The sequence below is a fragment of the Synergistaceae bacterium genome, assembly GCA_031272035.1.
Classification (GTDB): Bacteria; Synergistota; Synergistia; order Synergistales; family Aminobacteriaceae; genus JAISSA01.
Genome location: JAISUO010000016.1, coordinates 1 through 11,691, shown reverse-complemented (window position 1 = coordinate 11,691; position 11,691 = coordinate 1). Strand labels below are relative to the sequence as shown.

The following is an 11,691-nucleotide window of genomic DNA, read 5'->3' as shown; positions in this document are numbered from 1 at the left end:
ATTTTTTCTGAGTGTCGCGGTAAAATTCGTAAGCGGATTTGTCGGTGTAATTTTCGTGGACGACTTTTTCGATCGCCTGGACCATGGCGACAGGATCCTCCGCCTGGAAGATGTTGCGTCCCATATCGACTCCCGCGGCGCCGTCGGAGATCGCCCGATACGCCAGCGTCAGAGCCTGATCTTCCGGCAGCTTTTTGCCTCCCGCGATCACGATGGGAACCGGACATGCGGCGACAACCTTTTTAAAATCCTCGCAGTAATAGGTCTTGACGATATGAACCCCAAATTCCGCCAGCATCCGCGTCGCCAGCAGAAAGAAACGCGTCGTCCGCTCCATCTGTTTGCCGACGGCAACGACTCCCAGCGTCGCCAGGCCATAACGGTTGCCGGCGTTGACCGCCTGATTGATGTTGTCGATACTTTCACGCTCTCTGGGAGAACCGATGAAGGACTGAATCGCCATGCAGGAGGCGTTCATCCGGATCGCGTCCTCCACGTCCACAGCCACTCCCTCGTCAATGACGTCGTCCTGCAAAACGCTGCTCCCCGCGGAACATCTCAAAGCGACAGCCTTGTTGAAGGTGGGGGGAATACAGGTGCGAATCGCCCCCCGCGTCGCCATGAAAACGTCCACCCAGGGCGCCAGTTTTGGAATAGTCAGATCCATGCGTTCCAGCCCCGCCGTGGAGCCCATGATGTAGCCGTGGTCGAAAGCCAGCATCACCGTTCTGCCCGTCTTCGGACTGAAAATGCGGGACAATCTGTCCTTCAGGCCCCAGTCCGCGTGTTCCATGCCCTTGACATGGAAAGTCTGCTGCGGCGGAGGAACGTCTTCCATGTAATTTTTCGTCGTCTGAGCGGCATCCTTCTCAGCCATTTCCTTACCTCCTGTTATCATAAAAGTCAGGGGGCGGAGCCGTTCGCTCAATGAGGCTCGCAGCCCCCCGAGGCCTTTTGCAGGTTTCAGGCAGTTTTTCGGCTATTTTTTTCTTACAGTTCCAGACTTTACAGCTCCAGACTTTCCCCTGGCTTCAGGACCTTCACACTGGTCAGAGCGGCCGCTTTCGCGGCAAAGTCCTTCGGGTCGGCTTTAATGACGTCGAACGTGTCGTAGTGCATGGGCACCGTTATTTTGGGTTTGATGAAACTCACGGCCTTCACGGCATCGTCGATCCCCATGGTGTAGTTTCCTCCGATGGGCAGCAGAGCCACATCCACCTTTTCATCCTCCAGCAGCTTCATTTCCAGCATCAGAGCCGTGTCCCCGCTGTGGTAAATCGTTTTTCCCTTCAGCGTGACCAGAAAACCGCAGGGAAATCCCCCGTCAAAGGGTTTTCCTCCATCGTTGATGGAAGACCCGTGGAACGCGGGGGTCAGCTTCACCCGTCCGAAGGGGAAACGAAAATCTCCGCCGATGTGCATGGCATGAACTTTGACGCCCCTGCCCGACAGCCAGCCCGAAACCTCCGCGTTGGCGATGGCCGTGGCTCCCGTGCGGCCGGCGATTTCCACGGTGTCGCCCACGTGGTCGCCGTGTCCGTGGGTCACCAGGATATAGTCCACTTTTTTAAAATCCGCCGCCTTGAACGGAGTCTGTCCGTTTCCCGTAAAAAACGGATCGATAAGAAGAGTGTAATCCCCATCCTCCAACTGAAACGCCGCGTGTCCCAGAAAAGTGACTTTTACCATCAATATCCCCCTCCTCCGGTTATTATTCTTATTTCTATTGTTATTCTTCCTCTTCCTCCTGCTTGTGGGCGGCGATAACCTTTTTGGCGATGTCGCCCGGAACCTCCTCATAATGCGAGTAGGTCATGGAAAAGCTGCCCTGCCCCGAGGTCATGGAACGCAGGACAATGGCGTAACGGAACATTTCCGCAAGAGGAACCTGGGCCTTGACCACCTGAAGGCGGCCGTGAGCTTCCATTCCCATGATGCGCCCCCTGCGGCTGTTGAAGTCTCCCATTACGTCGCCCATGTACTGGTCGGGCACGCGGACCTCTACGTTCATAATGGGCTCCAGCAGCACCGGAGAGGCTTCCATGATTCCCTTTTTGAAGGAAAGCCGCGTCGCAAGTTTAAACGACATTTCCGAACTGTCCACATCGTGGTACGACCCGAAATACAGCTCCGCCTTGAAGTCCACCACGGGGAAGCCGGCCAGCGGGCCCTTCACCATATACTCGCGCAGCCCCTTTTCCACCGCGGGAATGTAGTTTTTCGGCACCGCTCCGCCGACAATTTTATCCACGAACTCGAAGCCCGCCCCCCGCTCCAGCGGGATGTAGCGAATGCTGACGTCACCGTACTGACCGTGACCGCCGCTCTGCTTCTTGTGTTTGCCCTGAGCTTCGGAGGTCTTTTTTATCGTCTCGCGGTAAGGAACCTGCGGCGTTTTGATGTCCAGCTCGACGCCATAGCGTTCTTTCAGCTTCGCCAGCACGATGTCGATGTGCAGGTCGCCCATGCCGGAAAGAACGTTGTCGTGGGTTTCGGGGTTCTTCTCGAAGGTCAGGCTGCGATCCTCTTCGAGGGTTCGGGCGATGGCGTTGCCCAGCTTATCCTCGTCCGCGCGGGTTTTGGCGAACACGGCAACGCTGTAAACCGGAGCGGGAAATTCGATATGCGGGAAAAGATACGTCGCTCCGCCCTTTGTCGCCAGCGTATGTCCCACCTTCGTACTCTGCAGCTTCGGAATCGTCACGATGTCGCCGGCAATGACCTCTTTGGCGTCTTTTCCGTCCTTCCCCATCATGAAGCGGAAAGAGCTGATACGCTCGTCCTCTCCTTTTTTAACGTTATAAATGTTGTTGCCATCGGAGGAAAGAGCCCCCGAACAAACGCGAATATACGACAGCTTACCCACGTAGGGGTCCACCATGACCTTGAAGCAAAGCGCGGAAAAAGGCGCTTTGACGTCCGGCGCAACCTCCACCGTGGCGCCGTTCTGCTCGGCTTTGACGGGTCCGCGGTCCAGGGGGGAGGGGAAATAATCCACGATAAAGTCCAAAAGCTGCTGCACGCCCGTGTTGGTCGCGGCCGACCCCGTAAGGACTGGCATGATGCGGCGTTTCGCGATGGCCATTCGGAGGATTCGCTTCAGATCTTCGTCAGCCACGGTCTCGCCCTCAAGATAACGTTCCATCAGGGCGTCGTCCATCTCCACCGCCGCCTCCACGAGGGCTTCTCTGGCTGCCGTCGCCGCCTCCGTCAGGTCCGCCGGAATGTCGCCTTCCGTAAATTTACCGGAGCCGTCCTGCGTGTAAGTGTATGCCTTCCCCTTCAGGACATCGACAATCCCCTTGAAGGACGTCTCCGCTCCAATCGGCAGAAATACGGGAAGCGCGTTACCCGAGAACTGTTCTTTGATGTCGGCCAGCACCTTCGCGAAGTCGGCGTTTTCACGGTCCATTTTGGAAATGTAGAACACCACGGGAGACTCGTTCTCCGATGCGTATTCCCAGGCGCGCCCGGTCTGAACTTCCACCCCTCCCACCGCACTGAGCAGAATGAGAGTGGCGTCCGCCACGCGGATTGCGGCGCTCATCTCACCGGTAAAATCCGCAAAACCCGGCGTGTCCAGCATAAAAAGAGTCTTCCCGGCGCGCTCCAGCGTCATGAGAGAGGTGCTGATCGAGATCTGGCGTTTTTGTTCCTCCGAGCTGAAGTCACTGACCGTATTGCCCGATTCCGTTTTTCCCATTCGGGAAATCTGGCCGTTGTCGAAAAGCATGGCCTCCGCCAGTGTCGTTTTTCCGGCGCCGCCATGAGCCACCAGTGCAAAACTTCTCGTGTTCTCAGGTTGACGTGATCCCATAATATCCACTACCTCCTCTTTAACTTTTCAAATAAAACAATCTCCTGCAATGTTTTTCATAAACGTATTCCCCCTTTGTTTGCGGCAGGGTCGCCCCGATTACCCCAACACCAGGATCGATATGTTTTCTTATGACTTCAGGGACGCCTCAATTGCGGCGCTTACCTCGTCCGGACGCGCCTGCCCCTTTGTTTCCCGCATAACGAGACCCTGCAGGAATTTCATCTTTTTCCCTTTGGTGTCCTTCCCGGATTTTATTTCTTCGATGACGTCGGCGTTGCCGGCCAGGATCTCACTCACGACCTTCGCCAGCGCGTCGGCATCGAGCCCTCCCGTTACGGCGCCGCTTTTCTTCACCGCTTCGGCAAAGGGAAGTCCCTCCAGCATGGCCTCGAACACCGTTTTTGCCGCCGTGGTGGAAAGATTTCCGTCGTCGACGGAACGAACCAGCTCCGCAAGAGCCTCGGGTTTTACGGGGACGTCGCCGGCTCCGACCTGACGCTCTCCCATGAACCGCAAAATTTCCGTCCGGATCCAGTTTCCCGCCCTGACGGGGTTCGCGCCGCAGGCGATGCAGGCCTCGAAATACTCCGCCACGTCCCGGGAATCCGTCAAAACGGAAGCGTCCACCTCCGTAAGCCCCAGCTCCTTCACGTAACGTGCCATCTTCTGATCCGGCATTTCCGGCAGAGTCGCCTTCACCCGTTCGATCCACTCCGGAGTGACCACCATGGGCGGCAGGTCGGGCTCCACGATGAACTTGCGGTAGAACTCCTTCACCCGGGACGCCCGGGTAACTTCTTTGGCGTCGTTCCAGTGCCGGGTTTCCTGAAGAACTTCGCCCCCTTCCCTCATGACTTTTATCTGGCGCTTAATTTCAAACTCGATGGCCCTCTCCAGAGCGCGGAAAGAGTTCATATTCTTGACCTCGACCTTGCGTCCCCATCGCCCGTCCGAGCACTTCATGGAGACGTTGGCGTCAAAGCGCATCATTCCTTTTTCCAGGTCCACGTCCGACGCCCCCGCGTATCGCACCCGCCGGCGCAGGGCCGTCACGTATTCCACAGCCTCCCGGGCCGAGGAAATATCCGGTTCCGAGACGATCTCCGCCAGAGGCAGCCCCGAACGGTTGTAGTCGACCCAGGAGGTTTCCGCTCCCTCCAGTCTGCCATCGGAGGCGCTGTGGTGCAGCTTGCCCACGTCTTCCTCCAGATGCAGGCGATTGATGCGGACTTTTTTGGGGCTGCCCGCATCGTCGCTGATCATCAGCCACCCGCTGGCCGCGATGGGAAGGTCGCTCTGGGTCGTCTGAAACCCCTTCGGCAGGTCGGGATAGTAATAAGATTTACGGAAAAACAGTGTAGGCGAAACGATGGAGCAGTTCAGCGCCAGCCCCGCCAGCATCCCCTGCTGCACCACGGCTCTGTTCAGGACGGGCAGCGAGCCGGGAAGCCCCATGCAGACCGGGCAGATGTGGGAGTTGGGTTCATCGTTCGTGTAATCAGCCGAACAGGTGCAGAAAATTTTGGATTTCGTTTTGAGCTGTATATGAATTTCAATACCGATAACCGGCGTAAAAGTCAGTTCCTTGTCGGACATTCTGAATCCCCCCTCAGAGTCCCGCTTTGGCGATTACGGGAGCGCCCAGAGCCTTTTCCAGCGCAAATCCCATGTTCAGCAGTTCACCGTCGCTCCAGCGCGGTCCCACGAGCTGCAGCCCCACAGGCAACCCCAGACCGGCGTCGTAATGTCCCGTAAAAAACGAGTACCCGGGCAGACCGGCCATGTTGACGGGAAGCGTGTAGAGGTCCGATTCGTAGCCCTTCATGGCGTCCTCGTCGGCCTCCCCGATCTTCGGCGCCAGAGAGGGCGTAACCGGCTGCAGAATACAGTCCGCGTTCTGAAACGCCTCGGAAAATTCCCTCGCGATCAGCGTGCGAACCCGCGTTGCCGCCACATAATACTGTTCGCTCCGGACCGGCTCCGTGAGGCAGGTTCCCGCGATGATCCGCGACTTGACCTCCCCGCCGAAACCAAAGGAACGCACCTCCTGGAACATATCCTTCAGGCCCGTGGACGAGTCCACCGTGTAGCCGTAGCGCACTCCGTCGAAACGCGCCAGGTTTGTATGGGCCTCCGAGGCGGCGATGGCGTAGTAACAGGCCACCGCATAACGCCCCACCGTGGGCAGAGACACCTCCACCATCTCGGCTCCGGCGCTTTCCAGCGCGGCGATGGTTTTTTTCATGGCCTCGGCGATGCCCTGGTCGAGGGTAAATTCCTTAAAATCACGGACCAGCGCCACCCGTTTTCCCTTCATGCCGTCGGAGAGCTTCGAAAAACACTCTCCCCGGGTTCCGCAGGTGCTGGTGGAGTCCCTGGGGTCCTGCCTGGCGAGGATTCCCATCACCAGCGCCATGTCTTCCACGTTGCGGGTAAAGGGGCCGATCTGGTCCAGAGAGGAACCGTAGGCGATCAGGCCGTAACGGCTGACCATTCCATAGGTGGGTTTCAGTCCGCAGATTCCGCAGTAGGAAGCGGGCTGACGGATGGATCCTCCCGTATCGCTGCCCAGAGAAAAAGGAACATAGCCCGCTGAAACCACGGCCGCGCTTCCCCCGGAGCTTCCCCCGGGCACCCGGGTCAGGTCCCAGGGATTTGCCGTCGGACCAAAGGCCGAGGTGCTCGTGGTGTTTCCCATGGCGAACTCGTCCATGTTGGCCTTGCCCAGCAGAACGGCTCCCGCCTCCTGAAGCAGCCTCCACACCGTGGCGTCGTAGGGGGGAGCCCAGTCTCCGAGAATGCGGCTGCCCGCCGTGGTTCGAACGCCGCGGGTACACATGTTGTCCTTCAGCACGACGGGCACTCCCGCAAGAGGCCCCGGATCCTCGCCTTTGGACAGCCTCTCGTCGATCCGGCGGGCCTGACTGCGCCCGACGTCCACCGTGGTCGTGATCAGCGCGGCGACTTTGCCCTCACAGGCGACAGATCGATCCAGACAGTCGTCGAAAACCTCCACCGCGGAAAATTTTCGTGCCCGCACTCCGGCTGCAATTTCCCGAACGTTCAGTTCATGAAGCCGCATTTTCTATTCCCCCATAATACGCGGAACCGTGAAAGCCGGTCCCGTCCCGGTCGACCGCGCGGCCAGAATTTCCTTCCCGTTGGGAAACACCCCGACGACATCCTCCCGCAGGGGGCATTCCACGGACTCCGCAAAAGCGAAGGGCTCCACGTTCGTCAGATCCAGCTCCTTAAAACGGTCCACCATCTCGAGGAAATTATTGATATAGCGCACCGCCCCGGCCAGTTCCGCGTCCGTCAGCGACAAACGTCCCTCCAGCGCGATGGCGCGCACTGCATCGCTGTCCAGTTTCATCGACACACTCCCCTTCAGCGCATCCGCCTTTCGATAGTTTCTTTTATCGACACCGGGAGCGCAAATTATCTGTGTACGCAACAAAAGTAATTATAACAGTTTGAGGCTAACCTTCAAAATACCGGCGCGTAGAAGCGCAAATTCAGAAACGCAAATTTAGAAGCGACCTCTTGACAATTGAACGATTGCGCAACTATAATTCGAAATAACGATTGAACATGTGAACAATTATTAATAAAAAAGTTTAAAAAAAGTATTGACGCAGGGGAGTTATTAATTATGAAGGAGGCATTCATGGACAACAAAATTCTGTTTTGTGACTGCGAAGCCGTTCATCAGGACGTCGTGGACCGGGTGAAGCCCCAAATGCCGGAGGAGTCGCGTCTGTACGACGTGGCGGATTTTTTCAAGATGTTCGCCGACAGCACGCGTATCCGGATCCTGTGGGCTTTGGAAGAAAGCGAACTGTGTGTTTGTGACCTCGCAGCTCTTCTCAATATGACCAAGTCCGCCATTTCCCATCAGCTCAAAACGCTTCGGATGGCCAAGCTGGTTAAATTTCGCAAAGATGGAAAGGTGGTGTATTACTCCCTGGACGACCATCACATCAAGGACATTCTGCTCACGGCGCTGCAGCACGTGGACGAATGACAGGACAGATGACAGGATGAACACACAGATAAATGAAGCTCGAAATTCACGGACCGGCTTCATCAAATACAGAATGACGGGGGAATCGACCATGAAAAAGACATTTCGCCTCACGGGGCTGGGCTGCGCGAACTGCGCGGCGAAAATGGAGCGGGCCATCGGAAAACTGGAGGGCGTGCACAGCGTGAACATCAATTTTATGACCACAAAAATGGCGATCGAAGCCGATGATGAAAAAATGGAGGCCATTCTCACGTCGGCGAGGGAAATTATCCACAGACTGGAGCCCCAGGTGGAAATTCGGGTGGCGTGAGGATAACATCTTGAACATCGACAAAAAATGGCTGGCGCAAATTCTGGCGGGAGCGGCGATTTTCGCGGTAACGCTGATTGCCCTGCCGGAGCGCGGTTTCGCCTCTCTCGCCCTGTACCTGACCGCTTACGTCATTCTGGGGGGCGACATCGTCCTCAGGGCGGTTCGCAACATTCTCCAGGGCCAGGTTTTCGACGAAAATTTCCTCATGGCGGCGGCGTCCCTTGGCGCTTTCATCATCGGCGAGTATCCTGAAGGCGCAGCCGTCATGCTCTTTTATCAGACAGGAGAACTTTTTCAGAGCTCCGCCGTAAATAAATCCCGCAAATCCATTGCCGACCTGATGGATATTCGACCGGACTGCGCAAACGTGAAACGCGGCGGCGAGATCGTCAAAATTTCTCCGGACGAGGCAAGGATCGGCGATATTCTCGTGATCCGGGCGGGAGAAAAAATTCCTCTGGACGCGAAAGTCATTGAAGGGACTTCTACCCTCGACACCGCCGCCCTGACCGGAGAATCCATCCCCAGAGACGTGGCGGCGGGAGACGTTCTCCTCAGCGGGTGCATCAACGTCAACGGGCTGCTGACGGCGGAAGTGATTCGGGAATTCAGCGAATCGACGGTCAGCAAAATTCTGGACCTGGTGGAAAACGCCAGCAGCAAAAAATCGAACTCCGAGAACTTCGTCACCAAATTCGCGCGATATTACACCCCCGGCGTCGTCGTGGTGGCCGTACTTCTGGCCCTCTTCCCTCCTCTGTTCATCCAGGGAGCGGCTTTCAGCGACTGGGTTTATCGGGCTCTGGTTTTTCTGGTCATCAGCTGCCCCTGCGCCCTGGTCATCTCGATTCCCCTCAGCTTTTTCGGAGGCATAGGCGGAGCGTCCAAACGGGGCATTCTGGTGAAGGGAAGCAACTATCTGGAGGCTTTGGCCCAAACGGAGATCGTGGTTTTCGATAAAACGGGAACTCTGACAAAGGGCGTATTCAAAGTCCGGGAAATTCACCCCGAAAATATGACCGAACAGGAACTTCTCAAAATGGCGGCCTGCGCTGAAATTTTCTCCGGTCACCCCATCTCCGTTTCTCTCAGGCAGGCGTACGGCAAAGAGATCGACGCCTCGAAAGTTTGCGACGTGGAGGAATTGTCCGGGCTGGGGGTACGAGCTTCCGTCCTCGGGAAAAAAGTTTGCGCGGGCAACTCAAAATTCATGAAAAAAATAAACATCCCCTGCCATGAAGGTGAAACGATCGGAACTGCGGTTCATGTGGCCATAGACGACAGATACGCCGGATACCTCGTCATAGCGGACGAAATAAAGGAAGATTCCGCCAGGGCGATTCATGAGCTCCGAAAGTCCGGCGTCCGGCGGACCGTTATGCTCACCGGCGATGCTCGCGGCGTTGGAGAAAGAGTGGCCAGGGAACTGGGTATCGATGACGTGTACTCCGAACTGCTGCCCGCCGACAAGGTGAACAGGGTAGAGGAACTTCTGACGCAAAAATCGGCCAAAGGGAAACTGGTGTTCGTCGGCGACGGCATCAACGACGCTCCCGTTCTTTCCAGGGCGGACATCGGCATCGCCATGGGCGGGCTCGGAGCGGACGCTGCCATTGAGGCGGCCGACGTGGTGATCATGACCGACGAGCCTTCCAAAATTTCCACGGCCGTAAAACTGTCCAGACGGACTCTGAGAATCGTGAAACAAAACATTTTCTTCGCTCTGGGCGTTAAGCTGATCGTCCTGGTTTTGGGCGCCGGGGGAATTTCCGGCATGTGGGAGGCGGTTTTCGCGGACGTGGGCGTCGCCGTACTGGCAATTCTAAACGCCACGAGGGTTCTCAACGTGAAGAAAATAACGTAATGCCAAGTCACCCGGCAGAGCCGGGGATCACCTTTTTATTGATTGATTCAGCGCTTTCTTCTATCTTTATACCATATAATCGGTCGTTCCTCTTTCGACACCCAGAGAATCCCTTTGCATGTAGCGTTCCACGCGCCAGACGTACAACAAAACACTGTCATATTTTTCGTCGATCACTTTTTTGACGTCGATTTTCAGCGCTTCCAGCTGTGCCGGCGTCAAATCGCCCTCCAAAACAGAATTTTGTATCCAGGTCAAATATCGTCTCGCGGTTTTCAGAACCTTCGCGACCCGTTTTTCACCCACATCATAAAACATCAGGACGAACATCGTCACCACCTGCTGACGAACGGAACATACTTCTCGCCTTCCAGGATATGCTTTTGTATTTTATACGCTTCCATGCGGACAAGGCCGCGATAACTGACTTTTCTTTTCAGTTGTGGGAGTTCGATCGTCTCCTTAATTCTTTCCTCCCAAGCGCGCAGGACGATCTCCCTGCCCTTCTCGTTCAAATAAATGCCTCCGCCGCTTTGTTTTTCAAAATGTTTCTCCTGAATCATGCGCTTATTGACCAGCGAAAAAATCGTTCGATCCACGAGAATCGGCTTGAAAATCTCCGCGATGTCCAAATTAAGACTGAAACTTCTGAAGTTCGTCTCGTGGAGAAAACCGATCCTCGGGTCAAGATACGTCCTGTAAATCTGTGAAATCGCTAAAACGTAACACATGGAATTCAAAAAACTGATCAGCGCGTTCATTCTGTTGGACGGAGGGCGGCGTGTACGGGTAACCATCTGAAAATCCGGGTCCGTATTCAAACGATCGAAAAATTGATAATATCTGTTGCGCGCGTTCCCCTCTATGCCCATCAAAGAGGCGATATCGCCGGTTTTCGAAGCCGTTTCGGCGAAGCTGTCGAGGTCCGACAAAATATCGTCCACCTCCAAAGCGGCGCGGCGTTTATAATAGCCCGCCACTTTTTTCATGTTCTCTATCGCGCCTCCGATGAACGCGGACGCTATCGCCTGACGCCTGACCGGATCCATGTAATGCGCCGCCTGGGCCAGAATGACGGCCCCGGCGTTCAGATGTTCCCTCGGGTAAAAAGTTCCCATGTAATAACCGTAATAATTGAAGAAATGGATAATGATTTGCTTTTGTGTCAAAAATTCCAGCAGGTTTTTATTGAAGTCGATTTCCCCGAACGCCAGGATTTCATCTGTGGATTCCACAGGCAGAAAACGGGGCTTTTCCAGTTCTCGAACGATGCAGAGCGTATCCCCCCTGCGTCTCAACTCGCCGGAATTCATCAGATACAGTGTTTTCCCCATTGCGAGTTCATTCCTCTCCGTTCATAAAGTCCAACAATATTCCGAATACGCGCACTGCGGACAGCATTTGGACCACTCAGCCCGAGGCGGCGTCTCACGCGAAGCCAGGTTTTCAATGTCGGAATAGATCGATTCCAACTCGGCGATCAGAGCGTCCGTAAGCTCCAGGTCGCATTTCTTCTTTTCTGTGGGGAAATGGAGTTCACCCCGCGCTTCGATGCCCTCTTTTTTCAGCGCGTAGAGGTAGTGCGCCAATTGCAGGGTCGAAGCCTTCTCGGAGCGGCTGCTTTTCTTCACCTCCGAAAGAACCAGCGTCCCGTCCCTGCTTTG

The 11,691-nt window shown here is 55.8% G+C and carries 12 protein-coding genes; 3 read left to right on the top strand and 9 right to left on the bottom strand.

What is annotated here, in order from left to right:
* The 6 genes from lsrF to LBR61_01845 form a co-directional block, all read right to left on the bottom strand.
* On the bottom strand, positions 1 to 877 hold an 877-nt coding region (gene lsrF / locus LBR61_01870; protein MDR1730820.1), incomplete at its 3' end, for a 3-hydroxy-5-phosphonooxypentane-2,4-dione thiolase.
* Positions 878 to 1,005: 128 nt separating this feature from the next.
* Positions 1,006 to 1,689 (bottom strand): metal-dependent hydrolase, encoded by a 684-nt coding sequence (locus tag LBR61_01865; GenBank protein ID MDR1730819.1) that lies wholly within the window; start codon positions 1,687 to 1,689, stop codon positions 1,006 to 1,008.
* Between the two features lie 40 nt (positions 1,690 to 1,729).
* Complete coding sequence (fusA, locus tag LBR61_01860) at positions 1,730 to 3,817, bottom strand: elongation factor G (GenBank protein ID MDR1730818.1); 2,088 nt, start codon at positions 3,815 to 3,817, stop codon at positions 1,730 to 1,732.
* 129 nt (positions 3,818 to 3,946) lie between these two features.
* The gene (gene gatB / locus LBR61_01855; GenBank protein MDR1730817.1) at positions 3,947 to 5,416 is read right to left on the bottom strand and encodes an Asp-tRNA(Asn)/Glu-tRNA(Gln) amidotransferase subunit GatB; all 1,470 of its coding nucleotides are present in this window, start codon (positions 5,414 to 5,416) and stop codon (positions 3,947 to 3,949) included.
* A 13-nt stretch (positions 5,417 to 5,429) separates the two neighbouring features.
* Positions 5,430 to 6,902 carry an Asp-tRNA(Asn)/Glu-tRNA(Gln) amidotransferase subunit GatA gene (gene gatA, locus LBR61_01850; protein ID MDR1730816.1) on the bottom strand — a complete coding sequence of 491 codons (1,473 nt, stop codon included), beginning with the start codon at positions 6,900 to 6,902 and terminating at the stop codon, positions 5,430 to 5,432.
* Between the two features lie 3 nt (positions 6,903 to 6,905).
* Entirely contained in the window at positions 6,906 to 7,196 is a 291-nt protein-coding gene (locus LBR61_01845; GenBank protein ID MDR1730815.1) for a hypothetical protein, read from the bottom strand.
* Between the two features lie 294 nt (positions 7,197 to 7,490).
* On the opposite strand from LBR61_01845, the gene LBR61_01840 reads away from it, so the two are divergent.
* The 3 genes from LBR61_01840 (at position 7,491) to cadA (ending at position 10,027) form a co-directional block, all read left to right on the top strand.
* A complete protein-coding gene (locus LBR61_01840) occupies positions 7,491 to 7,847 on the top strand; it encodes a metalloregulator ArsR/SmtB family transcription factor (protein MDR1730814.1) in 357 nt (118 codons plus the stop codon).
* Between the two features lie 91 nt (positions 7,848 to 7,938).
* Positions 7,939 to 8,160, top strand: a complete 222-nt coding sequence (locus LBR61_01835; protein ID MDR1730813.1) for a heavy-metal-associated domain-containing protein — start codon at positions 7,939 to 7,941, stop codon at positions 8,158 to 8,160.
* A gap of 10 nt (positions 8,161 to 8,170) precedes the next feature.
* On the top strand, positions 8,171 to 10,027 hold the full coding sequence (gene cadA / locus LBR61_01830; GenBank protein ID MDR1730812.1) for a cadmium-translocating P-type ATPase: 1,857 nt from the start codon (positions 8,171 to 8,173) through the stop codon (positions 10,025 to 10,027).
* 66 nt (positions 10,028 to 10,093) lie between these two features.
* Here cadA and cas2 read toward each other — a convergent pair whose 3' ends face one another.
* The 3 genes from cas2 to LBR61_01815 all read right to left on the bottom strand — a co-directional run.
* The gene (gene cas2 / locus LBR61_01825; GenBank protein ID MDR1730811.1) at positions 10,094 to 10,357 is read right to left on the bottom strand and encodes a CRISPR-associated endonuclease Cas2; all 264 of its coding nucleotides are present in this window, start codon (positions 10,355 to 10,357) and stop codon (positions 10,094 to 10,096) included.
* A 2-nt stretch (positions 10,358 to 10,359) separates the two neighbouring features.
* Complete coding sequence (gene cas1b, locus LBR61_01820) at positions 10,360 to 11,361, bottom strand: type I-B CRISPR-associated endonuclease Cas1b (GenBank protein ID MDR1730810.1); 1,002 nt, start codon at positions 11,359 to 11,361, stop codon at positions 10,360 to 10,362.
* A 21-nt stretch (positions 11,362 to 11,382) separates the two neighbouring features.
* On the bottom strand, positions 11,383 to 11,691 hold a 309-nt coding region (locus LBR61_01815; protein MDR1730809.1), incomplete at its 5' end, for a CRISPR-associated protein Cas4.

Coding starts and splice junctions, on each gene's coding strand:
- LBR61_01865 (MDR1730819.1), bottom strand. CDS start 1,689: ATGGTAAAAGTCACTTTTCTGGGACACGCGGCGTTTCAGTTGGAGGAT.
- fusA (MDR1730818.1), bottom strand. CDS start 3,817: ATGGGATCACGTCAACCTGAGAACACGAGAAGTTTTGCACTGGTGGCT.
- gatB (MDR1730817.1), bottom strand. CDS start 5,416: ATGTCCGACAAGGAACTGACTTTTACGCCGGTTATCGGTATTGAAATT.
- gatA (MDR1730816.1), bottom strand. CDS start 6,902: ATGCGGCTTCATGAACTGAACGTTCGGGAAATTGCAGCCGGAGTGCGG.
- LBR61_01845 (MDR1730815.1), bottom strand. CDS start 7,196: ATGAAACTGGACAGCGATGCAGTGCGCGCCATCGCGCTGGAGGGACGT.
- LBR61_01840 (MDR1730814.1), top strand. CDS start 7,491: ATGGACAACAAAATTCTGTTTTGTGACTGCGAAGCCGTTCATCAGGAC.
- LBR61_01835 (MDR1730813.1), top strand. CDS start 7,939: ATGAAAAAGACATTTCGCCTCACGGGGCTGGGCTGCGCGAACTGCGCG.
- cas2 (MDR1730811.1), bottom strand. CDS start 10,357: ATGTTCGTCCTGATGTTTTATGATGTGGGTGAAAAACGGGTCGCGAAG.
- cas1b (MDR1730810.1), bottom strand. CDS start 11,361: ATGGGGAAAACACTGTATCTGATGAATTCCGGCGAGTTGAGACGCAGG.